Here is a 20,577-nt window from a genome sequence, read left to right on the forward strand (position 1 = left end):
CCCTTCGAACTGGTCGGTATAGTGTTGCCCGTCTTACTGCGACGCTATCGCTTCATACTGCGGTCAACGTGACCGCTACAGGGGTATCGCAGTTAGTAAATAGGTCCGCGAGGGAGTACACGTCGATGGAAGGGAAGGCAGCAGCGCCCGCAGCAGGGACGGTCCTCAACGCGCTCGCGACCGGCCGCGGTGCGGCGTTTGCTATCGACGAGTACACGACAGCGACCGTCACGCTCTCGACTGAGACCGACGGCGTCACCGGCGAAGTCGCTGGCGCGCCGGACGCCGACACGCGGCTCATCGAACGCTGTGTCGAGTACGTCATCGACGCCCACGGCGGCCCACAGAACGTGGGCGTCCCGGCGGTCTCCGGCGGCACCGTCCGCACCGAGAGCGAGGTCCCGATGGCCTCGGGACTCAAGAGCTCCAGTGCGGCCGCAAACGCGACCGTCATGGCGACGCTCGACGCGCTCGATGCGACCGAGCGGATGAGCCGCGAGGACATGGCCCGCCTCGGCGTCATGGCCGCCCGCGACGTGGGCGTCACCGTCACCGGGGCCTTCGACGACGCGTCGGCGTCGATGCTCGGCGGCGTCACCGTGACCGACAACGAGGACGACGCGCTCCTTGCCCGCGAGGAAATCGACTGGGACGTCCTCGTCTGGACGCCGCCGGAACAGTCGTTCAGTGCCGACGCGGATGTCGAGCGATGCCGCCAGATCGCACCGATGGCCCGTCTCGTCGAGGACCTCGCGCTCGACGGCGACTATCAGCGGGCCATGACGGTCAACGGCCTCGCGTTCTCGGCCGCGCTGGACTTCGAGACGGACCCGGTACTCGACGCGCTCGGGCACGTCGAGGGTGTCTCGCTGTCCGGGACGGGCCCGTCGTTCACTGCCGTTGGCGAGCGGGCCGCACTCGAAGCCGTACAGGACGCCTGGGACGAGCGACCCGGAGCGACCTGGCTGACGACGACACAGACCAAGGGAACACACACAGTATGAGCACAAATCCGAACCCAGAAGACATGTCGCTGGACGAACTGCGCGACGAAATCCGGACTATCGACCAGGAGATTGTCGAGAAGATCGCACAGCGCACCTACGTGGCCGACACCATCGCACAGGTCAAAGACGAGAAGGGGCTGCCGACGACCGACGAGCAACAGGAGCAAGCCGTCATGGACCGTGCCGGCGACAACGCGGAGCAGTTCGACGTCGACGAGAACCTCGTGAAAGCGATTTTCCGACTCCTGATCGAACTGAACAAGGTAGAACAAAGAGAGAGTCGGTAGCGGGACTAGTACTCCCAGAGGCGGTTAATCCGCGAGTCGATATCGGGATGGGCCGCTCGGAGTGCGTCGACATCGGTTTCACCGTCGACGTTGATGACGTGGACTTCGCCCCGTCGGCCGCCGTACACGTCCTGAAAGTCGTAGACGACGCCGAACACGTCCACAGCGTCGGGAACGTCGTCGCTGCTGCGGAGGAACTCGACTTGCCTGTCGACGTTGTACTCGACGAGTCGGTTGACAGCCGCCGCTCGCTCGATGTCTTCGGGAAGGTGTGCCAGCGCGGGCTCGAGATGCGGTTTGAGAACGCCGAGACAGTGCTCGATACCGGCCGGCTCATCGAGGCCGTCCGTCAGGTCGTCGTAGGTCGCCGTCACCGCTCCACAGCCGGTGTGGCCGACGACGATGGCGGTTTCGGTCATCGTGTGCTCGATAGGGTACAACACGTCACCCGAGACCGCCTCGCCGGACGCGGTCCGCTGGATGACTCGGTTTCCGATATTGCTACAGGTGAAGAGATGCCCCGGCTCGCTGTTGCCCCACATATGGTCCTGGAGTACCCGCGAATCGGAGCAACAGACCGTGACAGCGTCGGGCGTTTGCGAGTTCTGGACCTGGTCGAACCGGTCCCGGAACTCCGCCGCGTGGTCGGCGTTTCCGGCAAGTAAATCGCGTAATAACTGGCTCATGCGTGGGCAGATAGCCGCCATGAAGTAAACTCATTGGACTGGGGCAGTGTTGCCCTCCCAAACCTGACGCCGACTCGGAGCCGTGTTCGGAACGCTCTGGCTGCGTCGAGAGTGTGAAAACCGGGACTGAAGGGCCTTAGACGCACGACTACGGCGAAAACAAACGAACAGACTGATCTGGAAGAGTAACAGTATGAGGTCGGAGGGATTATTCACCCGGCTGCGAGACTCACTTCGTTCGTCTCGCGTGGCTCAAATCCACCTCTCAACAGTTCTGCCGCTCGCGTTGTAGCTCGCGGCAGGAAATGGGGTCGGAGGGATTTGAACCCCCGATCGGCTGATATCTCCGTCCTGCGCCTCGGAACTCCAGAGGGTCATCGTCGCGAACCGGTGATCAGCCGGCCGCTCAGTATATCAGCCCTCGAAGTGTCGTCCCAGGCGCGTGGCCTCTGGAGTCAGCCGCCTTCCCGGACTAGGCCACGACCCCGCACTCCGGCGTAAGCCGACTCGCATTAAAGGGATTTCGATTGGCAGACGGCGCTCAGTCGCGGTCGGTGTCGGACCAGTCGCACTCCTGGCACTTGTATCCAGTAACAAACTCCAGCGCAGAGGGCATATACCCCACTGAAATGACGTTCTCACCACATTCCGGGCAGTCGTCGGCGGCGTCTTCGATGGGTTCTGCGTCCATGACGTCCTCGCCTTCGATGAGTTCGGCCAGGCTCTCGGGGGTCTGCATCCGGCCCTGGACCACGCGATTGTCGCTCATACCGGACAGCCGGGCCTGATGGGCCTAAAAGTTCTCCCTCGTCACAGCCACGGGGCGCGTTCCTGGTCGGGTTCGTACTCGACCGCGGCCCCTTCGTCGGTCTGTTCGTCGGCGGCGACCCCCTGGGACGCGCCGCCGTCGGCGAAGGCGGCGGTGAGGTCCACAGCGTCGGGGCGGTATTCCGTGTGGCGCGTGCGGGCGTTCTCCGGGTCGAAGGAGAGCAGCGCCGTGACAGCGAGCACGGCCAGCGCGACTGGTGCGTCGGTCGGCATCACGCCGAGGACGGAGAGGGCGAGCACGCCGAGCGCGACAGCGCTGCCGAAGCGGAACCGGTCTATGTCGACGGCGTTGCGGAGCCACGGACTCGCCAGCGCGACGGCGAGGGCGAAGCCGATACCGACGCCGGTGGTGGCGGCCGCGCGGAGCAGGACGCCGGGTTCGATGGCGGTGACCAGCGTCGCGCCGGCGGGGTCCAGACTCGCCAGCAGGCCGAGCACGACGATGACGGCTGGACGCGGCAGGTACTCGCCGATCCGGGCGCTTGCGGTCTGTGCGGCGATGGCGAGGATGACGAGGCCGGCGAATCGTTCGAGGGTGCCCAGTTTGACAACCCCCGCAATCGTCGGTGCGAGCGCCGCTTCGATGAGGGCAATCGGCATCAACACGGCTCCGATGATGAGTACCGAGCGCGCCTGCTGGCGGGGACCGCCTTCGAGTTCGGCCAGCACGACAGCGACGGTAGCCGACCCACCGAAGACCAGCAAGCCTACTTCGAGGACGCCCATCCAGGTCGAAAGTGCTCCTGCGAGGACGAGCACCGGGAAGATGCCGTCGACGAGCGGGAGGCCCATGACGGTCGCTAAGAGCCGGCCGCCACGGCCGACCTGCTGCTCGATGTCGAGCGCAATCGGGTGTCTGGAGATACTCATGTCGCGTTACGGTCGAGCGTAACCCAACTCTCGTCGGGAGGTTCTCACTCGGTCCTGACAAACACGACAGAACTGCCAGAACTTGGTACCGAACCACGCGAACGCTGTGTTGCCCGACGCTGTAGGCGTCATCTGGCGGGCAGTACCGTTCCGTGCGGGTTCGGTGAGTCGCATGTTTTTAATTATCCTTCATTCCCACATAACCGTTGCGTGAGAACTGCGCACATACGCCACCGATTCTCCGAAATACCTCGATGTTTGTGGACGAATGTCTCACCTTCGAGAGCAGGGAATGACAAGTGCGGTATCACGGGCGTATTTCTGGAACGGGCTTCCCGAGACAAGTGTGGCATCGAACCCCACGTAGCGCCGAGTCTCGCAACGTTTTTGCCGGGCCGTCGTGGACGATTTACATGGCGAACGATTCCGAGCCTTTCTCAGAGAAGCTCCGAGTGCCGGAGGCGCTGACGTTCGACGACGTACTCCTCAGACCCAAGGAGTCCCGGGTCGAACCAGACGAGGCAGACACGACGACACGGGTCTCGAAATCCGTCGAGCTGACCGTTCCCGTCCTCTCCGCGGCGATGGACACCGTCACCGAGAGCGACATGGCGATCGCAATGGCGCGACAGGGCGGTATCGGCGTCCTCCACCGTAACATGAACGCCGACGAGATGGCGACCGAGATCGAGCGAGTCAAACGCGCCGACGAGCTCATCATCCGCGACGTCGTGACGGCCAGCCCGAACCAGACCGTCAGTGAGGTCGACGAGATGATGGAACACGAGGGTGTCTCCGGCGCGCCGGTCGTCGACGACGACAACGGCGAAGTGCTGGGCATCATCTCCGGGACGGACATCCGGCCGTATCTGGAGGTCGGCGAGGACGACGCCGTCACGGACGCGATGACCGACGAAGTCGTCACCGCCCCCGAGGACGTGACGCCGCGGGAAGCGCTGGAACTGATGTACGATCACAAGATCGAGCGCGTCCCCATCGTCGACGATGAGAACCGCCTCGTCGGGCTGGTCACGATGCAGGGCATCCTCCAGCGCCGCGAGTACGACCAGGCCGCCCGCGCGGACGACGGCTCGCTCCGCTGTGGTGCCGCCGTCGGTCCCTTCGAGATGGACCGCGCGCAGGTCGCAGACGAGGCCGGCGTCGACATCTTATTCATCGACTGCGCGCACGCCCACAACGCGAACGTCATCGAGAGCGCCCGCGAGATCAAGGCCGAAGTAGACGCCGACGTGGTCGTCGGGAACATCGGCACCCGGGAAGCTGCCGAAGCCGTCGTCGACTTCGCCGACGGCGTCAAGGTGGGTATCGGTCCCGGTTCCATCTGTACGACCCGTGTAGTCACCGGCGCCGGAATGCCTCAGATAACCGCCGTCTCGCAGGTCGCCGACGTAGCGAGCCAGCACGACGTGCCGGTCATCGCCGACGGCGGCATCCGGTACTCCGGCGACGCCATCAAGGCCATCGCCGCCGGTGCAGACGCGGTGATGCTCGGCTCGTACTTCGCCGGGACCGACGAGGCTCCGGGCCGCGTCATCACCATGAACGGCAAGAAGTACAAGCAGTACCGCGGGATGGGCAGCGTCGGCGCGATGAACGAGGGTGGCGGCGAGCGCTACCTCAAGGACGACGAGGAGGGCGAGGAGTTCGTCCCCGAGGGCGTCGAAGCCGCGACGCCGTACAAGGGCTCGCTGGCCTCTGAACTCCACCAACTCGTCGGCGGGATGCAGTCCGGCATGGGTTACGTCGGGGCCGAGACGATCCCCGAGTTCAAGCAACGCGCCGAGTTCGTGCGGGTCTCCGCGGCCGGACAGCAGGAGAGCCACCCACACGACGTGATGATTACGGACGAAGCGCCCAACTACAGTCCCGACAGCTAACGCTGACGACTGGAGTGGACGCAGAAAACCGCAGCCGATTATTACGCGGTTTCGCAGGCCGGACTACACGCTTCCGTCTGTGCCGCGTTCGCGTCGGGATACGCTTTGAACGACTCACCACAGCTCGAACACTCGAACGTGTCGAAGTCGGACATAGCGGACGGCCATACTCGCGCCGCGGAAAAAATTATTGTGGATACGCCGGTCAGTCGTAGTAGTCTTCGTCCAGCGGGAGTTCAGTCCCGGACGACGTGACTTTGTCGACGGTCGTTTCCAAACAAAGTGTCTCGCTGCATTCGGGACAGATGACGGCCACGTCGACCTGTAGAGAGTCATCAGAGTCGTAGATTCCCAGAACCTCCGCGTCAGAGGCGTACAGGTACTCCGCCGACAGTTCGTGCTCGTGGTCGCGAGCGTAGTCGTACGTCATGCATGCCCGCTACACCCGGGTCTGTGTTGATGGTTTCGGCGATTCCCAGTAACAGCACATACAGGGGACCCGCTCGAAGTTGCGGTCATGAGCGACTTGGAAGTCAGTGTCGGCACCTGGGATGCGTTCGAAGACGCGGCAACAGCCGTCCGAACAGCGGTGTTCGTCGAGGAACAGGGCGTCTCCGAGGATGAGGAACTCGACGGGAAAGACTCGGACGCCGTCCAGTTTCTGGCCCGTGACGGCGAGTATCCCGTCGGCACCGCCCGGCTCCGGTTCCCCGAGTCAACGGTCGGCAAGGTCGAACGGGTCGCGGTCCGCGAGCCCTATCGGGGCGACGGCGTCGGCGCAGCGTTGATGCGGGCCGTCGAAGACGCCGCTCGGGACGACGGCGCGACTACGCTCATACTCCACGCACAGACCCACGTCGAGTCGTTTTACGGGCAACTCGGCTACGAGACGGTTAGCGACGAATTCGAGGAAGCCGGCATTCCACACGTCGAGATGCGAAAGCGATTGGACGGCTGAGCTAACCATACGTGGCCCTGCAGGCGCAGTACGTCGTGAGGGCTGAGGACGGTTCGCGGACGACCAGTCGTAGCTGTCCCTCGACCACAGTTATCTCAGCACAAACATGTTTCCCTGCTTCCACCCTTTTCGGGATATGGCGCGACGAGTCGAGTGGGTGGCAACTGCGAAGACAGTCGCCAGTATCGCGTACGAGAGCGATATCAGGTACATCGCGACGTCGCTAGCGTACTACGCGTTCATCTCGCTCATGCCGGTGCTGTTGCTCGTTTTCATCGTCTTCGGCCAGCAACTGGCCGGCGTGGTTTCAGTCACTGGCGCGCAGTTTCTCACCCCTGACACACAGCAACTGCTGTACGAGGGATTGACAGCGGCGACGGGCCGGACAGCGGCGACTGTCCTCTCCGTGGTCGTGCTGGCGTGGAGCGGTGCCAACGTCGCCGTCGGCGTCCTGACCGTCGTCGAGCGTATCGAGGCGGTGACAGAGCAGCCACTCGCGCGGCAGGTGTGTGACGCCGCAACTGTCCTCGGGACGCTTACGGCCGCCGTTCTCGTGATACTTGTCCAGAGCGTGTTCCTGGCTCTCTTCGCTGCCGGCCCGCTGAGCGTACTCGTCGGGTTCGCCGTCCTGTTCGTCGCGCTGACCGTCACGCTGCTGCCCCTGTATTTCGTCCCGTCACGCGTCGCGAGTTCGCCACAAGATGCCCTCCCCGGCGCGATGACGACCGCGATGGGCTGGACCGCCCTCCACGCAGTGATCCAGTTCTTTGCCGCCAACGCCGGACAGTACGCCATCTACGGCGTCCTCAGCGGGCTCATCCTCATCCTCACGAGCACGTACGTGGCCGCGATCGTCCTGATGGTCGGCGTCGTCGTCAACGCAGTGCTCGCCACCGACACTGACGACCTGTACGACGTGAGTGGCTGAGTCTGTAAACGTCGCCACTTTCCACCGCTCGTTCCATCGTTCACTCCGTCCGGTAGCTGCTTCGCTCCCACAGAGAGGGCGTCGCAAAAACGGGCCGGAAGGGATTTGAACCACGGTCGGACGTGCTCGCTTCGCTGTGCACGCCCTCCCTGGTTCAAAACCGCTTCGTAGCCGCTTTGCTCCTCGCGAAGTGTTCGTCGCAAAAGCGGGCCGGAAGGGATTTGAACCCTCGACCGACGGCTTAAGAGGCCGTCGCTCTGCCAGACTGAGCTACCGGCCCAGTGCACTCAATGCTCTGGACGGCCCGGTAAAATAGGTTTTCATTCGGACGCCTCGTGTCGGTCGGTCTCACGTTTCTTGTACACACCAGTCAGCTAGCGGCGGTGAACTGATACTGCCGGCTGTAAGTCTGTGAAGGATCTCGCCACCTCGGGGTGGCGAATCTCTTGAAATAGTTACAGCCGGCAGTATGAGAGAAGAATCGCACAGGGTACGACTATGCCTGCGCTTGACGGCGTTTGACGCCCTCTCGAACCGATCTTTCAGGAGAGCGTTCCCAGTTGTTGGAGAAATAGCTGGCATTAAAGAGGCTTGACGCCAAGCGATACAGACACTAATGAGTACAGCCAGCGGCATCACGATGGCCTCTATGTCGACCTACGCCATCCTCGGGTGTGGGAGTGTTGGCCACGCCGTGGCGGAAGAACTCGTCGAGGAGGGGAAAGACGTACTCATCCTCGACGCGGACGAGGGGCGAGTCGAGGCCCTCCGCGATCAGGACCTCAACGCACAGCAGGCAGACATCTGCGAGACTGACGTCGCCCAGACGGTCGCCGACCGCGACGTGGTGCTCATCATGTCCCCGGACGTGAACGCCAACGCCGAAGCGGTACAGAACATCCGCGAGTCCGGTGGCGAGCAGTTCATCGTCGCCCGCGCCGACGACCCGGTGTCGGCCGACGACCTCACTGAGCTCGGTGCGGACGTGGTCATCAACCCTTCCGCAGTCATCGCGGACTCGGCGCTTCGAGCGCTGGAAACCGGGGAGCTGGAGTACAAGGCCTCACAGCTCGGGGACGTCATCGACGGGACCGAAGAGCGCATGGCAATACTTATCCACCGGTCGCCGGACCCCGACTCCATCGCTTCAGCCGCCGCGTTGCGGGCCATCGCCGCGAGCCGCGACGTGGAGGCCGACATCATCTACGAGGGCGAGATCGGGCACCAGGAGAACCGCGCGTTCGTCAATCTCCTGGGTATCGAACTGACCTCGAACGAGGACGTCGACCTCGACGACTACGACACGTTCGCGCTGGTGGACGTCGCCAAGGGTGGGGAACCGGCTATCGAGTCCGTCGATATCGTCGTCGATCACTACGAGCACGAACACGAACTGGAACACGACGCCGCCTTCTCCGATATCCGGCCGAACATCTCGGCCACGTCGACGATTCTCACGAAATACATTCAGGAACTGGACCTCAATCTCGACCAGAGCGTCGCCACGGCGCTGCTGTACGGCATCCGCGCCGAGACGCTGGATTTCAAGCGGGACACGACGCCGGCGGACCTGACCGCCGCGGCGTACCTGTATCCCTTCGCCGACCACGACACACTCGAACAGGTCGAATCGCCGTCGATGAGTCCGGAGACGCTCGACGTGCTCGCCGAAGCGATCCGGAACCGCGAGGTTCAGGGGAGCCATCTCGTCTCCAACGCCGGATTCATTCGGGACCGCGACGCGCTGGCGCAGGCGGCCCAGCACCTCCTCAATCTGGAGGGCATCACGACCACAGCCGTGTTTGCCATCGCCGACGACACCATCTACCTCGCCGCGCGCTCGAAGGACATCCGGATGAACATCGGCAAGGTGCTGTCGGACGCGTTCGGCGGGATGGGCGAGACGGCGGGTCACTCCACTGACGCCAGCGTCGAGATACCGCTCGGCATCTTCACCGGTTTAGATACGAGCGACGACAACAGAGACACCCTGCTAGAACTCACTGAAGAAGCAGTCAAGCGGAAACTGTTCGAAGCGATGGGTGTCGACAGCAGTAGCGAGAGTTCGAACGGAAACTAGGCGGGGACTTCCTCTTCCTCGTCGCCGGCTTCGGGCTGGCGGAGCCGTTCGACGATATCGCTGACGATGACGACATCGCCGACAGCCTGAACCCACCGGTACGGAATGATGACGCCCCGGGCTGTGTTCACTTCTTCGTCGAACAGCTCCGTGTTGAGCTGGGTGAGTGCCAGCCCCGTCACTTCCTTGCGGTCGAGTTCCAGCCGAAGGTCTTCGACTTCGCCGACGAACACGCCGTTTTTCGAATACACCTCGCGACCCACGAGGGCTGTAATCTCCTGTGGTAGATTCTCCATTCCCATACGACGGTGGTTGGTCGGACGGCTTATAAAGCTTCTTTGCGACTGAAACGTCTATGGCTCGGGGGAGCAAATGCTACAAGATGCCCCCGGACAACGACTGCTGGCCGCACTCTGATGCCGCTGCCAGCGTCCCCACACAGGGAGCAGTCGCCTGTCTATAGTAACAATTGAAACGAATTACACACTGATCGCACTGCCATCGTGCGATCAGGTGTGCATTGATTTTCAATGGCTACTATAGGTCGCGGGACTTTTGTCCCGCTTCCCCGTTCGCTCGGTATGCTCAGCCCTGGCGACCCGGCCCCGGACTTTGACCTGCAGGGGACCGCTGATGGAGGTGTTGGTGCCTATCGCCTGTCGGCTGCGACGAACCGCACGCCGGCGGTCGTCGCCTTTCTCCCCGGCGACGACCCCGATTCGCGGAGCCTCCTCACCGAGTTAGCCCAGACAGACTGGGCGAGCGTCTCTGACGCTGTAGCAGTCTTTGGCGTTCTCCCGGTAGGTATCGACGACTGTCAGTCGCTCGCGGCGGCGCTGTCGCTCCCCTACCCGCTGCTGGCCGACACCCACGGCGTCGCTGCGCAGTTCGGCGTCCGAAAACAGGACGGGAGCATGCAGCGAGCGGCGTTCGTCGTTGACAAGCGATGTCGTGTTCGGGCGGCGACAGCATTCGATGATTTGGACGGGACCGTACCGGACCTCGACACGGTTCTGCGTGGCCTCGCCGAGTTGTAGCTACTCACCGCGGTCCAGTTCACCCTCTAGCAGTCCATAGAGATACACGTCCTCGTAGCGGCCGTCACGGAACCAGTGGTCCCGCATCGTCCCCTCCCGCTTGAACCCCGCCTTTTCGAGCACGCGTTGGGACCCCTCGTTGCCGGCGAAGACCTTCGCGTACACCCGGTGGAACCGCCGCTCCTGAAAGGCGTACTCGGTGAGCGTCCGGACGGCGTCGGTCGCGTAGCCGTTGCCCCACGCGTCCGGCGTGAGCCAGTAGCCGACCTCGGCTATCCCCATTCGGTCCGTGACGTCGTTCAGCCCAATGATACCGACCGCCTCGCTGTCGACACAGACGAGCAAATGGACGTCATCGGTCTCGCCGCTGGCAACGGATTCGACCCACTCGCGTTCAGCCCGCTCGGATATCGGCTCCGTGGCTGAGAGGCCGTGTCTGACATCCGGGTCGTTGATGGTCTCTTGCAGGAACTCGACATCTTCGTCTTCGACCGTTCGGAGCGTGATTGTCTCGCCCCGGAGGAATGTTGGTCCGGGCATACACAAGCCGACGAAGGGGTAGTGAAAGAAGCTTCGGTAGGCGTGTGAGTGACTATCAATCTCCCCACTCGTCAGCGAGCAGGCCATACTCCAGCAGGTCGACGTACTCGCCGTCGACGAAGGCGTGGTCGCGGCGTCGGCCCTCCTGCTGGAATCCCACTTTCTCCAGCACACGCGCGGAGGCCGGGTTGGTGGCGTAGCAGTCCGCTCCGAGTTTGTTCAATCGCAGTTCCCGAAACGCGTACTGTGCGAGACAGTCGACAGCGTCGGTCGCGTAGCCGTTGCCCCAGTGGTCCGGGCACATCGAGTACCCGAGCAAACCAAACCCCCACGGGTGGTGGTCTTCGTGAAGCATACACGTCCCCACCGGCTCGTCGCCCACACAGACGACGAAGTGCGTGTCGGCATCGCGGCTGTCGAGGGCTTCGGCGGCTGGCTCGGAGAGTGGGTCGGTGAACCCGATGTTTTGCCGAATCTGGGGCTCGTTTAACAGCCGCTGTAACAGGTCGCTATCGGCTGCTTGCTGTGGGCGGAGTGTCACCTGCTCGCCGTGGATGAACACTGGTCCTGGCACGCACAAGAGTGGTCATAGTTGACACAAGGGTGTTGCCGTGGTATGTGTAATGATACCAGTTGTAGACCAGACGGCGAAGAACGACACGTCAAAGGGACCTCAGCACTGCTCTGCGGTATGGGAACGCCGCTGGAGTCACACGAAGAACAGGCAACAGAGGTCGTCGACCGCCTCCACGAGGAATACCCCGATTCGGCTATCTCACTGAACTACAGCAACCGCCTGGAACTGCTGATCGCCGTCGTCCTCTCCGCACAGTGTACAGACGAGCGAGTCAACGAGGTCACGGCGGACCTGTTCGAAAAGTACCAGAGCGCCGAGGACTACGCCGAAGCTACCGAGGAGCAACTCGCCGAGGACATCTACGGCATCACCTTTCACAACAACAAAGGCGGCTACCTTCAGGGAATCGGTGAGATTCTGACCGAGGAACACGACGGCGAGGTGCCTGACACGATGTCGGCGCTGACCGACCTCCCGGGCGTGGGCCGCAAGACGGCGAACGTCGTCCTCCAGCACGGCCACGACATCGTCGAAGGTATCGTCGTCGACACGCACGTCCAGCGGCTCTCTCGGCGACTGGGACTCACCGAGGAAGAACGGCCGGAAGCCATCGAGCAGGACCTGCTCGACGTGGTGCCCAGCGGCGAGTGGCAGCAGTTCACGCACCTGCTCATCGACCACGGCCGGGCGGTCTGTGGCGCGCGCTCCGCGGACTGTGAGGCGTGCGTGCTCGCAGATATCTGTCCCTCCGCAAAGGGCGACAGCGACGTCGACCTCGCCAGCGGCGAGGCGTGGTAGCCCCGCGCGAGGCCTTCAGCTGTCGTCCTCTCCGAGTCGAACCGTGAGAACAGGGACATCGGACGTTCTGACGACTTTTTCCGCGACGCTACCGAGGAGATATCGCTCGACGCCCGTTCGGCCGTGGGTCCCCATGACGATGAGGTCGATGTCGTTCTCGTCGACGTAGTCGAGGATCGCGCTGTGTGGTGGGCCGCGTTCGACGGCGGTGACGGTGTCGACTCCGTCGACCTCGTCTGCCGCCGCGTCGACGATGGCCTGTGACCGCTCCCGCAGCGACGATTCGATGTTGTGTTCTTCGTTGACCATCCCCGACTCCGACTCGTCGTGCTCCTCCGCAGTCATGCCGGTCGTTGCCCCTTCCGGGCCTGGGGCAGTCATCCCGATATGCGGCGACGACGTATCGAGGACGGTCATGATGTGTAACGTCGCGTTGTGCGTTTCGGCGAGAGTGCGTGCGTGTGCCAGCGCGGCTTCTGCTCCGGAACTACCGTCCGTCGGAAAGAGGATGTGTTCGTACATTGGAACCACAGCTAGCGATGGACATGCAATGCTAATGAAACATCTAGTCCGTTCGCAGATTCCGAGAATCAGATCCGCTATCGACGGCGCTCACGCCACGTAGCGGAGGGCGTACCGAGCGATACCGACCAGATACGCCAGCAGCCAGAAGATGACGTATCCGAACACGCCGATACGGAGCCGCGAGCGCCAGTGGCTGAACGTCTCGTCCCCGATTTCGTCCAGCAACAGGTCTTCGTCGTACTCGTTGTAGAGGTCGTGCTCCCGTTTTGCACGAAAGATCCGAACGATTCCCGTTCCGCCGAAGGCGAGTAGCGCGTAGGCCTGCAGGCCGAGCATCGCGTGGACGGCGGACAGGCCGCCGAGCTGGTCCGGCAGGCGAGGGATCATCCAGAACACCATCGGGACAGTGGTCAACACCAGCCCCGTCGTGACGAACTTCAGATGGTGCACGAGCACGTCCCAGGTGACCGGCTCCGTCTCGATGATGTAATACGCGCCGTACAGGAAACAGGGGAGGCTGAGGCTCACCGACAGTAACACGACTGTGGCCACGAGGCCGTCCGACACCATAGGCCGACCTAGGGACAGTGCTCGCTAAAGACTGCCGGATGCAGAAGGTCAGAACTTGTAAGCCGTCGCGGTCCGTATACCCGAGCAATGGCCGACCCGGACTCGACGTCTCCCACGGAGGACGAGCGCGGGAACACCCCTGCGGACGCGGTAGCTGCCGAAACCGAGCCCGGCGAACACGGGGCCGAGGATGACGGCGGCGAGACGGACGACGACGGCGAGTCAGGCGACGAACTCGATACGGAGGCGCTCCGGAAGCAGGTCGAAGAGAAGTACGACTTCGACAACTTCGGCCCGGCGGACATGGCCGAGATGACTGCTGAGGAATGGGACGTTGCCTTCGACGAGGACTCTTGGATCACTGGCGACGACCTGCTCGACCGGGTCACGCGGGACCTGCGGAACCGCGTTGCAAACCGCGACGTGTTCGCCCGCATCGAACGTCATCGGGACCCGCCGCGGGTACTCGCGTACTCCGACGAAGGCTATGCGGTCGTCTACCCCGACGGAAGCCTCGAAGGGGAGGGGACCGTCATGCGTGACGTGAAGCCCACGGTCGCGCTGTGTTCGATGGACTCCTACGACGTGCCCGAGAACGTCCCCGATAGACCCCTTCCCGAACCGGAGTCAGTTCCCGAGGGTGGCGGCGAACTCGGTAACTGGATGTTACAGGCGATTGCCGGGGCGCAGCTCCTGGCCGGGATTGCCCTGCTCGGGGGCGCAGTACTCGCGACCGCTGGCGTCATCGGCAACAGGGGAACCAGCATTGCGCTCCTGGTCGTGGCTGGCGCTGCCTTCATCGGTGTGTCGCTCGTCCTCTTTTTCACCGTCGCAAACGCGAGGCTCTCGGACACGTTCCGCGCCGAAGAATACCGGGACAGACTCCGGGCTATCGGACTCGAGGACGGCGAACGACCGGAGTTCGTTCCGGAGCTCGACCCACAGAATTCGGGGTCTGAAGACGGGGCGACCGAGACTGACGAAGCCGGGTAATGACGGTTCCTGCGGGTGGTATTCGGTGGGTTTATACAAACTCAGTCCTGATTCCAGAGTGTATATGAACAGACGGGAGTTCGTCCGGACAGCAGGGGGGGCCGCCGGTGCTGCGGCGACCCTCAGTGCCACCGGCTCTGCCGCCGCACAGGAGGAAGGCGGCGACGGTGGCGAAACCGTCCCGGACTACGGCGGTTTCCTGGATTCGGTCGGGAATTTCGACGGGACGACCGTCGACGCGACCGGGCAGGACACAGTAACTGTCGAGGTCGGCGTGCAGGCCAACGGCGGCGCGTACGGGTTCGGTCCGCCAGCCGTCCACGTTGACAACGGCGCGACCGTCCAGTTCGAATGGACGGGCAACGGCGGCGGCCACAACGTCGTCTCGGACGGCGACGGCCCGCTGGACTCAGGCAGTACGACTTCCAGTGCCGGCGTCAACTACGAGCACACCTTCGAGGAGGACGGCATCTACCCGTACCTCTGTGTCCCCCACGAGGGACTCAACATGAAGGGCGCTATCGTCGTCGGCGAGGAGTACCCGACAATGACAGTCGGCGGCGGCGGCCCGGTCGAAGTCGACCCACACTACGCCGGCGTCCCGATTCAACCTCACTTTGTCGGGTTCGGCGCTGGCCTCGCAGTCATCATCCCGCTGATATTCACGTTCTTCCAGCTGAAGTACGGCGAGTCGCCCCACACTAGTGGAGGGAACAACTAATGGCGTCCGAAGGCTCCACGTACGGTGATATCCACCGGTACGAACCGCCACGCGAGAGCACAGCAGCGGCCGTCGGCATCGTACTCCTGACGGTGATCCAGGTCGGCCTCGTCGGCCTCTTCACCTACGGCATGATCGCCGGATGGGCGTCCGGCATCGGCACGGTGTTGACTGTCCGCCTCATCGAGGCCAATATGTTCATGGGCGGCGTGTTGACGGCGATTTTCATCGACCTGGCCTTCATCATGCTGCTGTACCGCAAGGAGTTCCTCCCCGACGTAATGATCGTCAAAAAGCGCCGTCGCAAGTGGGAAGACCTCTACATCCGCCAAGAGGACGTCGACGGGGAAACAGTGGCGGACGGCGACAAGTTCGCAGAGACATTCAAACGCGCAGTGTACCCATACTACAAGAAATAATATGCCACTTGATGAAGACAAATACCCGGCTGAAACAGGCCGTCGTCGCTTCGTAAAGGGCGTCGTCGGGAGTGCGGCACTCTCCAGCGTCGGCGTCGGTGGCGCCGCAGCCGTCGACGCGACGACGGACGCCGCCGGCGAAGGTGGCGGGACGACGCCGTTCGTCGCTGTCGAGAATACCGCTGGACCGGCCCCGCGTGGAATGCCGATCATTCCCATCGAGATCAACGGCGGCGAAATCAGCGGTCTCTGGCCGGACTACGACGAGAACGCTGGTGCGGCCCTCGCATCGGACTTCGGCGGGAGCGGTATCGACTACTCCTCGCAGTGGTTCCAGTACTGCGGTATCCAGAGCACCGAAGCCGTCTACCCGCAGTCCGAGCGGAACAACACGTTCCTCAACGACACTGGGACCTTCTCCTGGCAGGGAGAGTACGACTCCGGCGAGCCGATTACGGTCGATATGTTCGAGGACTACCAGGACTGGGGCAACGGCATCGGTGACTCCGGCGTCGGGAAGCCCGCAAGCGCCGTCTGGCGGACCAACAGCGAGGGCAAGAACGGCGCCCCGGTGCAGATAATCCGGTCAGTCGAAGTCGAGAAGATGGCCAACGGCGAGGGCGAGTACGCGAACCTTCCCGGAAACGTCCAGTCGTTCGTCTCCGAGGCGACCGACCAGGGCTTCATCGCCTGGCTGAACAAATGCACACACTTCTGCTGTGTGCCCGGGTTCAAGACTCAGGAAGGGAGCGCGAACTTCGGCGGCGCAAACGCTATCTACTGTCAGTGCCACCAGTCCGTGTACGACCCGTTCAGTCCCGTGCAATCGACGTTCGTGGCGCTGCCACGCCCACCAAAAACGGAGTAATCAATGAGTCTCGAACGCAAAGACGAACACGACCACAAAGGCTGGATGGAATCGCGCGAGCTGACGCCGGTCGAATCGGTGTACTTGACTGTGCTCATCTGGCTCGACAGGCGACTGCGCGTCGTTGACTACCTAGAGATCCTCGAAGATCTCTACTACAAGGTCAACATGCAGATGCCGAAGAGCCACACTGAACAGTACAATCTCGACAACAAGTTCTGGTACTGGTACCCACTGTACGCACTCGGATCGTTCTCGACAGTCGCGTACGTCGTCGCCGCGATATCCGGCGCACTGCTGGGCTTCTACTACGCGCCGGCCGCCGCGGCTGCCGACGGGTCGCCAACGGTCGCGTACGATTCGGTGATGCTCATCATGGGCCAGCTCAACCTCGGCTACTTCCTGCGCTCGGTCCACCGCTGGGCCGCGCAGATCATGGTCGCCGCCGTGTTCCTCCACATGCTCCGCGTGTACTTCACCGGGGCGTACAAGGAGCCGCGCGAGCTGAACTGGCTCATCGGCATCGTCCTGATTTCGCTGACGCTGGTGTTCGGGTACACCGGCTACCTGCTGCCGTGGAGCCAGCTCTCGTTCTGGGCCGGCCAGATCGGCGTCGAGATGTCCCTCTCCATCCCGCTTATCGGTGAGTGGGTCGCACAGCTGATGTTCGGCGGGTTCACGCTCTCGCAGGCCACGCTACAGCGGATGTACATCCTGCACGTGTTCTTCCTGCCGTTCATCACGACTGCCATCATCGCGGTCCACATCGGCATCGTCTGGATGCAGGGGATCGCTGAGCCACACTAATACTATGAGCGACAACGACACAGACGACGTTCGCACGGACGGTTCCGGCACCGGTATCGTCTCGCCGGACGACGAGACTCCCGCATGGTCCGAGCGAAAGGAGCGGACCCAGGGGCTCTCCCGGCTGACCTACGAGTACTTCGAGCGGGCGCGCCGCGAGGACCAGGACCTTCGCCAGCAGTCGGACTACGTCGAGCGTGACGTGCTCGCGTTCCCGGCCTGGCCCCACGAGATGATGCGCAACATCGCGCTGACGTCGTTCTTCGTGGGCATGATCCTGTTCGTCTCGGCGACGCTGCCCCCGGAAATGCCGAACCCGGCCAACTCCGGCGTGACGCCGGCGATTATCCTGCCGGACTGGTATCTTTACTGGTCCTTTGGCCTGCTGAAGCTCGGCCCGCTGAACCCCGAGCTGAGTATCCTCGGCGGCTCGAAGCTCATGGCTGACCGAACCTACGGTGTGCTGGCAAACGTCGTAGTCGTCGGCTTCGTCGCCATCGTCCCCTTCCTGAACAAGGGGTCGGCCCGCCGTCCCGTCGAGCAGCCGTTCTGGGCTGCCGTCGGGATGTCCGGCGTCATCTTCAGCCTGACCATCGCCGCCCTGTCCATCAAGAACCTCGTCCCGATGGACTCGCACCTGCTGTTCGACCTGACGTTCCTCGTCCCCATCGTTAGCGCGACCATCACCTACGCGGTGCTCAAGACGATGCGCGAGGGCTACATGTTCGACCTCAACCGTCGGTACTACCGGCTGCGGCCGCCGAAGTAATCTGACCGGTCGATTTCTCCGTCGTTTCTCACGTTCTTTGCTCGTGGCTATCGCAAGCGGTGCGACCGCATCTCGCCGCAGTAAAGTGGCTCCCGTCCCTAGTGGTACCGATGACAGGGGACCAGTCAGCGGGGACTGAAGACGGTTCGGAGCGGCGGGACGTCGTGGTGCCGCTGCGCGTGTACAAGGCCGTGACGGTGTTTTCGACGCTGTTTGCGGTCGTCAGCGTCGTCGCCGGGTTCATCCTCGTCGACGTGGCGACACAGCGGGCGTCAGCGCCCGCCTCGGAGATCGACGTTCCGGTCGGCATCGCCGGAATCGCGTGCATCCTCGCTGGCACAGTCGTCTATGCGTTCTCGACGCGCTTCCGTACCGAGGAAATGGGAAAGTCTAAAGACGACGCTACCTAACGTTCGGATAATGGCTGACGAGTTCATGAAGGGGTTCGCGTGCCTCATGGTCGGCGGACTGGGTTGGATGACCATCAAGGGCTGGTACAACACGCCGAGCTTCGAGGGCGCACAGCTCACCGGCGAACTTACCATCGAGGAACCGACCACGTTCGACCAGATTGCCCTGTTCATGGGCGACGCGTTCTTCTGGTTTGCGGTACTGGGCGCACTGACCTTCTGGGTCGTGCTCCCACTGATCAGTGAATTCCAGACGTATCTCAACGAGCGGTCGGCGTAATAGTACGCAGTAGCCTTTTCTGCGGGACCGACGCCACTCTCAGTTCGGAGTCTGGTCGACTGGCGCGCCGTCTTCGTCACGCACCTGAATGCCGCGCGAGCGAAGCGCCACAGCGAATTTTGTTGGTGACACCCCGCTGTACGTCGCCGCCTCTTCGAGTGTGAGTGTTTCCCCGCGATACAGTGTCAGCGCCGTTGTGAGGGACCTGTGTGACATCTTCGTCTACACCGAGACAAATACAGTGCGAGTATTAAACTATTTCGCCTGTTTATAGGACAAGCAGTCGGACTTGTTGGAAAAAATAAAATATATGTTCTCTATTCTGGCAGAGAAGTGTGCAGAAGTAAGATATTGAAACAGATATTGCTTGCCGACCACACACGTAGGGCTATCAGTACGCGCGACTAGCCGATTATAGGCACTCGAAGACGACAGAACGAGAAACCGTGTTTAGATGATGGCGCTCCAGGGACCCTTGATGACCCAGAACAGGCTCTGGTAGCCCGCGTACATGAACACTACGAGGGCGGCGACGATGGCTCCCTTCGGCCGTTCGAGCGGAATGTCACGGCGCGCCTCGACCTTCCGGGATTCGAACTCGAAGAAGTCGGTGATGACTGCGCCGAGGACGAGTACCGACAGGACCATTCCGCCGTGATGGTGGAGCGTCATGTAGAAAAACGACAGCACGACCAGCGCGATGTTGGTGAACGTGTGCGCCGGGTGGCGGCTGACCGCGTCCGCGCCATCGTTTTCGTACTGTTTGACGTGGCTTCTGTGGGCGAGCTGCCGGGTCAGGAAGTTGACAATTACCACTCCGAAGATGACGTATTCGATGAGGAGCGCGCCGCCGACTGTGGGGCTCCCCAGAATGGTATCCAGTGGCCCAAAGAACGTTACGGATGGCTGCATATGCAAAGCTCTGTCCACCGTCCATTAGTGTCTTTCCCATCTCACTCGAATCTGGACTGGCCCTCGTCGACGACGGCGGTCCGAACGGGGGACCCGAGCGAGATCGTGATACTCTCCTGATAGCCCACGGGCTGCGATACGCGGTCATCGACGAGTAACTCGACGGTCGCCTCGTCGCGCTCGACCGAGGCACTGAGTCCGGCGACAGGCAACACCCAGTGATCCGGGTCGGTCGCGAACGGTGCGATCGGTGCCACCACTGCCTGGTCCGATGGCGCCAGAATCGGGCCGCCGACGCGGTGGGCGTAGCCCGGTGAGCCGGCGGCCGTTGCGATTACGACGCCGTCGGCCCGGAACTGCCCGATGCGGTCGGCTGTCGACGCAATAGTGAACTCGGAGATGCGAGCGGCGTCGGCGGTGACGAGGGTCACGTCCCAGAACGCCTGTTCGACCGTGCCGTCAGGCATCGTCACGCGGAGGACCGGATGCGTCTCAACCCGGGCGTCAGCAAGCCCCGACACAGCGGCGACAACGTCGTCTCGCGGTACTGACCGGACGCCGCGACCAGCCGCGACTGGCAACACGAGCGGGTCACCGTCGGCCCGCGCCGCGGCAGCGACGGCGTCTTCACCGACCGCCACGACCCGGTCAGTCTTCGGAACGGTGCCGTCACTACCCCGCGCAACAGCCACGCCGGCGTCTCGAAGCACGTCTGCCAGGGCGTCGTCACCGACCACACCAACGGGGGTTCCCATCATCTGAAACTCCGGGCCGGCGGAAAAAAACCTGCCGCACTCCGCGCGGTCGCT

Annotated in this window: 28 protein-coding genes and 2 tRNA genes; 16 read left to right on the forward strand and 14 right to left on the reverse strand. The window is 62.8% G+C overall.

Features of this window, described 5'->3' with window-relative positions; genetic code table 11:
• The first annotated feature begins 125 nt into the window (after window positions 1–125).
• Window positions 126–1,004: a shikimate kinase gene (locus C442_RS07965; protein ID WP_008309352.1), complete on the forward strand. Its 879-nt coding sequence runs from the start codon at window positions 126–128 to the stop codon at window positions 1,002–1,004.
• Window positions 1,001–1,294 (forward strand): chorismate mutase, encoded by a 294-nt coding sequence (locus C442_RS07970; RefSeq protein ID WP_008309354.1) that lies wholly within the window; start codon window positions 1,001–1,003, stop codon window positions 1,292–1,294. The genes C442_RS07965 and C442_RS07970 overlap by 4 nt, the downstream gene beginning before the upstream one ends.
• Window positions 1,295–1,299: 5 nt before the next feature.
• Here the strand turns inward: C442_RS07970 and C442_RS07975 are convergent, their stop codons facing one another.
• From C442_RS07975 to C442_RS07985, 4 genes are all read right to left on the reverse strand, one after another.
• On the reverse strand, window positions 1,300–1,980 hold the full coding sequence (locus C442_RS07975) for a carbonic anhydrase (RefSeq protein ID WP_008309355.1): 681 nt from the start codon (window positions 1,978–1,980) through the stop codon (window positions 1,300–1,302).
• Window positions 1,981–2,286: 306 nt separating this feature from the next.
• Window positions 2,287–2,467, reverse strand: a tRNA-Trp gene (locus C442_RS21505).
• A gap of 54 nt (window positions 2,468–2,521) precedes the next feature.
• The gene (locus C442_RS07980) at window positions 2,522–2,749 is read right to left on the reverse strand and encodes a DUF5795 family protein (RefSeq protein ID WP_008309357.1); all 228 of its coding nucleotides are present in this window, start codon (window positions 2,747–2,749) and stop codon (window positions 2,522–2,524) included.
• A gap of 41 nt (window positions 2,750–2,790) precedes the next feature.
• Window positions 2,791–3,678: a DUF5794 domain-containing protein gene (locus C442_RS07985; RefSeq protein ID WP_008309359.1), complete on the reverse strand. Its 888-nt coding sequence runs from the start codon at window positions 3,676–3,678 to the stop codon at window positions 2,791–2,793.
• Between the two features lie 413 nt (window positions 3,679–4,091).
• On the opposite strand from C442_RS07985, the gene guaB reads away from it, so the two are divergent.
• Window positions 4,092–5,576: an IMP dehydrogenase gene (gene guaB / locus C442_RS07990; protein ID WP_008309360.1), complete on the forward strand. Its 1,485-nt coding sequence runs from the start codon at window positions 4,092–4,094 to the stop codon at window positions 5,574–5,576.
• 205 nt (window positions 5,577–5,781) lie between these two features.
• Here guaB and C442_RS07995 read toward each other — a convergent pair whose 3' ends face one another.
• Window positions 5,782–6,006 (reverse strand): hypothetical protein, encoded by a 225-nt coding sequence (locus tag C442_RS07995; protein ID WP_008309365.1) that lies wholly within the window; start codon window positions 6,004–6,006, stop codon window positions 5,782–5,784.
• Window positions 6,007–6,093: 87 nt separating this feature from the next.
• Here C442_RS07995 and C442_RS08000 point away from each other — a divergent pair, with 87 nt between their 5' ends.
• Window positions 6,094–6,534 (forward strand): GNAT family N-acetyltransferase, encoded by a 441-nt coding sequence (locus C442_RS08000; protein ID WP_008309366.1) that lies wholly within the window; start codon window positions 6,094–6,096, stop codon window positions 6,532–6,534.
• Between the two features lie 136 nt (window positions 6,535–6,670).
• On the forward strand, window positions 6,671–7,462 hold the full coding sequence (locus C442_RS08005) for a YihY/virulence factor BrkB family protein (RefSeq protein ID WP_008309368.1): 792 nt from the start codon (window positions 6,671–6,673) through the stop codon (window positions 7,460–7,462).
• A gap of 206 nt (window positions 7,463–7,668) precedes the next feature.
• Here the strand turns inward: C442_RS08005 and C442_RS08010 are convergent.
• Window positions 7,669–7,742 (reverse strand) — tRNA-Lys (locus tag C442_RS08010).
• A 336-nt stretch (window positions 7,743–8,078) separates the two neighbouring features.
• Here C442_RS08010 and C442_RS08015 point away from each other — a divergent pair.
• The gene (locus C442_RS08015; RefSeq protein ID WP_008309370.1) at window positions 8,079–9,542 is read left to right on the forward strand and encodes a DHH family phosphoesterase; all 1,464 of its coding nucleotides are present in this window, start codon (window positions 8,079–8,081) and stop codon (window positions 9,540–9,542) included.
• On the opposite strand, the gene C442_RS08020 is transcribed toward C442_RS08015, so the two are convergent.
• Window positions 9,539–9,838, reverse strand: a complete 300-nt coding sequence (locus tag C442_RS08020; RefSeq protein ID WP_008309371.1) for a PRC-barrel domain-containing protein — start codon at window positions 9,836–9,838, stop codon at window positions 9,539–9,541. The genes C442_RS08015 and C442_RS08020 overlap by 4 nt on opposite strands.
• Window positions 9,839–10,123: 285 nt before the next feature.
• Here C442_RS08020 and C442_RS08025 point away from each other — a divergent pair, with 285 nt between their 5' ends.
• Window positions 10,124–10,579 carry a redoxin domain-containing protein gene (locus C442_RS08025; protein ID WP_008309372.1) on the forward strand — a complete coding sequence of 152 codons (456 nt, stop codon included), beginning with the start codon at window positions 10,124–10,126 and terminating at the stop codon, window positions 10,577–10,579.
• On the opposite strand, the gene C442_RS08030 is transcribed toward C442_RS08025, so the two are convergent.
• Both C442_RS08030 and C442_RS08035 read right to left on the reverse strand, forming a co-directional pair.
• Window positions 10,580–11,119: a GNAT family N-acetyltransferase gene (locus tag C442_RS08030; RefSeq protein WP_008309373.1), complete on the reverse strand. Its 540-nt coding sequence runs from the start codon at window positions 11,117–11,119 to the stop codon at window positions 10,580–10,582. It abuts the gene before it with no gap.
• A gap of 55 nt (window positions 11,120–11,174) precedes the next feature.
• Window positions 11,175–11,693: a GNAT family N-acetyltransferase gene (locus tag C442_RS08035; protein WP_049942894.1), complete on the reverse strand. Its 519-nt coding sequence runs from the start codon at window positions 11,691–11,693 to the stop codon at window positions 11,175–11,177.
• 117 nt (window positions 11,694–11,810) lie between these two features.
• On the opposite strand from C442_RS08035, the gene nth reads away from it, so the two are divergent.
• On the forward strand, window positions 11,811–12,494 hold the full coding sequence (gene nth, locus C442_RS08040) for an endonuclease III (RefSeq protein WP_008309377.1): 684 nt from the start codon (window positions 11,811–11,813) through the stop codon (window positions 12,492–12,494).
• Window positions 12,495–12,509: 15 nt separating this feature from the next.
• Here nth and C442_RS08045 read toward each other — a convergent pair whose 3' ends face one another.
• Both C442_RS08045 and C442_RS08050 read right to left on the reverse strand, forming a co-directional pair.
• Window positions 12,510–13,016 (reverse strand): universal stress protein, encoded by a 507-nt coding sequence (locus tag C442_RS08045; RefSeq protein ID WP_008309379.1) that lies wholly within the window; start codon window positions 13,014–13,016, stop codon window positions 12,510–12,512.
• Window positions 13,017–13,106: 90 nt separating this feature from the next.
• Entirely contained in the window at window positions 13,107–13,589 is a 483-nt protein-coding gene (locus tag C442_RS08050; protein ID WP_008309382.1) for a DUF7321 family protein, read from the reverse strand.
• 87 nt (window positions 13,590–13,676) lie between these two features.
• Between C442_RS08050 and C442_RS08055 the strand changes: the two genes are divergently transcribed.
• The 8 genes from C442_RS08055 (at window position 13,677) to C442_RS08090 (ending at window position 18,856) form a co-directional block, all read left to right on the forward strand.
• Window positions 13,677–14,582 carry a DUF7319 domain-containing protein gene (locus tag C442_RS08055; RefSeq protein WP_008309383.1) on the forward strand — a complete coding sequence of 302 codons (906 nt, stop codon included), beginning with the start codon at window positions 13,677–13,679 and terminating at the stop codon, window positions 14,580–14,582.
• A gap of 64 nt (window positions 14,583–14,646) precedes the next feature.
• Complete coding sequence (locus tag C442_RS08060; protein ID WP_008309384.1) at window positions 14,647–15,303, forward strand: halocyanin domain-containing protein; 657 nt, start codon at window positions 14,647–14,649, stop codon at window positions 15,301–15,303.
• Window positions 15,303–15,722, forward strand: a complete 420-nt coding sequence (locus tag C442_RS08065) for a DUF7318 family protein (protein WP_008309385.1) — start codon at window positions 15,303–15,305, stop codon at window positions 15,720–15,722. The genes C442_RS08060 and C442_RS08065 overlap by 1 nt, the downstream gene beginning before the upstream one ends.
• A gap of 1 nt (window position 15,723) precedes the next feature.
• The gene (locus tag C442_RS08070) at window positions 15,724–16,590 is read left to right on the forward strand and encodes a Rieske 2Fe-2S domain-containing protein (protein WP_008309386.1); all 867 of its coding nucleotides are present in this window, start codon (window positions 15,724–15,726) and stop codon (window positions 16,588–16,590) included.
• A gap of 3 nt (window positions 16,591–16,593) precedes the next feature.
• Window positions 16,594–17,397, forward strand: a complete 804-nt coding sequence (locus tag C442_RS08075) for a cytochrome b (protein WP_008309387.1) — start codon at window positions 16,594–16,596, stop codon at window positions 17,395–17,397.
• Between the two features lie 4 nt (window positions 17,398–17,401).
• A complete protein-coding gene (locus C442_RS08080; protein WP_008309388.1) occupies window positions 17,402–18,166 on the forward strand; it encodes a cytochrome b family protein in 765 nt (254 codons plus the stop codon).
• Window positions 18,167–18,276: 110 nt separating this feature from the next.
• Window positions 18,277–18,576, forward strand: a complete 300-nt coding sequence (locus C442_RS08085) for a DUF7315 family membrane protein (RefSeq protein WP_004592916.1) — start codon at window positions 18,277–18,279, stop codon at window positions 18,574–18,576.
• A gap of 10 nt (window positions 18,577–18,586) precedes the next feature.
• Window positions 18,587–18,856: a DUF7314 family protein gene (locus tag C442_RS08090; protein ID WP_005534632.1), complete on the forward strand. Its 270-nt coding sequence runs from the start codon at window positions 18,587–18,589 to the stop codon at window positions 18,854–18,856.
• Window positions 18,857–18,895: 39 nt separating this feature from the next.
• Here C442_RS08090 and C442_RS21510 read toward each other — a convergent pair whose 3' ends face one another.
• From C442_RS21510 to C442_RS08100, 3 genes are all read right to left on the reverse strand, one after another.
• Entirely contained in the window at window positions 18,896–19,072 is a 177-nt protein-coding gene (locus tag C442_RS21510; RefSeq protein ID WP_008309393.1) for a DUF7317 family protein, read from the reverse strand.
• A gap of 234 nt (window positions 19,073–19,306) precedes the next feature.
• A complete protein-coding gene (locus C442_RS08095) occupies window positions 19,307–19,768 on the reverse strand; it encodes a DUF7313 family protein (protein WP_008309394.1) in 462 nt (153 codons plus the stop codon).
• Window positions 19,769–19,809: 41 nt separating this feature from the next.
• Window positions 19,810–20,523 (reverse strand): NAD(+)/NADH kinase, encoded by a 714-nt coding sequence (locus C442_RS08100; protein ID WP_008309396.1) that lies wholly within the window; start codon window positions 20,521–20,523, stop codon window positions 19,810–19,812.
• Window positions 20,524–20,577: the final 54 nt, after the last annotated feature.

Source organism: Haloarcula amylolytica JCM 13557 (assembly GCF_000336615.1).
GTDB lineage: Archaea > Halobacteriota > Halobacteria > Halobacteriales > Haloarculaceae > Haloarcula > Haloarcula amylolytica.

What these genes read in the sequence shown, in the direction of transcription:
- C442_RS07965 (WP_008309352.1), top strand. Translation starts at nt 126, where the DNA reads ATGGAAGGGAAGGCAGCAGCGCCCGCAGCAGGGACGGTCCTCAACGCG.
- C442_RS07970 (WP_008309354.1), top strand. Translation starts at nt 1,001, where the DNA reads ATGAGCACAAATCCGAACCCAGAAGACATGTCGCTGGACGAACTGCGC.
- C442_RS07975 (WP_008309355.1), bottom strand. Translation starts at nt 1,980, where the DNA reads ATGAGCCAGTTATTACGCGATTTACTTGCCGGAAACGCCGACCACGCG.
- C442_RS07980 (WP_008309357.1), bottom strand. Translation starts at nt 2,749, where the DNA reads ATGAGCGACAATCGCGTGGTCCAGGGCCGGATGCAGACCCCCGAGAGC.
- C442_RS07985 (WP_008309359.1), bottom strand. Translation starts at nt 3,678, where the DNA reads ATGAGTATCTCCAGACACCCGATTGCGCTCGACATCGAGCAGCAGGTC.
- guaB (WP_008309360.1), top strand. Translation starts at nt 4,092, where the DNA reads ATGGCGAACGATTCCGAGCCTTTCTCAGAGAAGCTCCGAGTGCCGGAG.
- C442_RS07995 (WP_008309365.1), bottom strand. Translation starts at nt 6,006, where the DNA reads ATGACGTACGACTACGCTCGCGACCACGAGCACGAACTGTCGGCGGAG.
- C442_RS08000 (WP_008309366.1), top strand. Translation starts at nt 6,094, where the DNA reads ATGAGCGACTTGGAAGTCAGTGTCGGCACCTGGGATGCGTTCGAAGAC.
- C442_RS08005 (WP_008309368.1), top strand. Translation starts at nt 6,671, where the DNA reads ATGGCGCGACGAGTCGAGTGGGTGGCAACTGCGAAGACAGTCGCCAGT.
- C442_RS08015 (WP_008309370.1), top strand. Translation starts at nt 8,079, where the DNA reads ATGAGTACAGCCAGCGGCATCACGATGGCCTCTATGTCGACCTACGCC.
- C442_RS08020 (WP_008309371.1), bottom strand. Translation starts at nt 9,838, where the DNA reads ATGGAGAATCTACCACAGGAGATTACAGCCCTCGTGGGTCGCGAGGTG.
- C442_RS08025 (WP_008309372.1), top strand. Translation starts at nt 10,124, where the DNA reads ATGCTCAGCCCTGGCGACCCGGCCCCGGACTTTGACCTGCAGGGGACC.
- C442_RS08030 (WP_008309373.1), bottom strand. Translation starts at nt 11,119, where the DNA reads ATGCCCGGACCAACATTCCTCCGGGGCGAGACAATCACGCTCCGAACG.
- nth (WP_008309377.1), top strand. Translation starts at nt 11,811, where the DNA reads ATGGGAACGCCGCTGGAGTCACACGAAGAACAGGCAACAGAGGTCGTC.
- C442_RS08045 (WP_008309379.1), bottom strand. Translation starts at nt 13,016, where the DNA reads ATGTACGAACACATCCTCTTTCCGACGGACGGTAGTTCCGGAGCAGAA.
- C442_RS08050 (WP_008309382.1), bottom strand. Translation starts at nt 13,589, where the DNA reads ATGGTGTCGGACGGCCTCGTGGCCACAGTCGTGTTACTGTCGGTGAGC.
- C442_RS08055 (WP_008309383.1), top strand. Translation starts at nt 13,677, where the DNA reads ATGGCCGACCCGGACTCGACGTCTCCCACGGAGGACGAGCGCGGGAAC.
- C442_RS08060 (WP_008309384.1), top strand. Translation starts at nt 14,647, where the DNA reads ATGAACAGACGGGAGTTCGTCCGGACAGCAGGGGGGGCCGCCGGTGCT.
- C442_RS08065 (WP_008309385.1), top strand. Translation starts at nt 15,303, where the DNA reads ATGGCGTCCGAAGGCTCCACGTACGGTGATATCCACCGGTACGAACCG.
- C442_RS08070 (WP_008309386.1), top strand. Translation starts at nt 15,724, where the DNA reads ATGCCACTTGATGAAGACAAATACCCGGCTGAAACAGGCCGTCGTCGC.
- C442_RS08075 (WP_008309387.1), top strand. Translation starts at nt 16,594, where the DNA reads ATGAGTCTCGAACGCAAAGACGAACACGACCACAAAGGCTGGATGGAA.
- C442_RS08080 (WP_008309388.1), top strand. Translation starts at nt 17,402, where the DNA reads ATGAGCGACAACGACACAGACGACGTTCGCACGGACGGTTCCGGCACC.
- C442_RS08085 (WP_004592916.1), top strand. Translation starts at nt 18,277, where the DNA reads ATGACAGGGGACCAGTCAGCGGGGACTGAAGACGGTTCGGAGCGGCGG.
- C442_RS08090 (WP_005534632.1), top strand. Translation starts at nt 18,587, where the DNA reads ATGGCTGACGAGTTCATGAAGGGGTTCGCGTGCCTCATGGTCGGCGGA.
- C442_RS21510 (WP_008309393.1), bottom strand. Translation starts at nt 19,072, where the DNA reads ATGTCACACAGGTCCCTCACAACGGCGCTGACACTGTATCGCGGGGAA.
- C442_RS08095 (WP_008309394.1), bottom strand. Translation starts at nt 19,768, where the DNA reads ATGCAGCCATCCGTAACGTTCTTTGGGCCACTGGATACCATTCTGGGG.
- C442_RS08100 (WP_008309396.1), bottom strand. Translation starts at nt 20,523, where the DNA reads ATGGGAACCCCCGTTGGTGTGGTCGGTGACGACGCCCTGGCAGACGTG.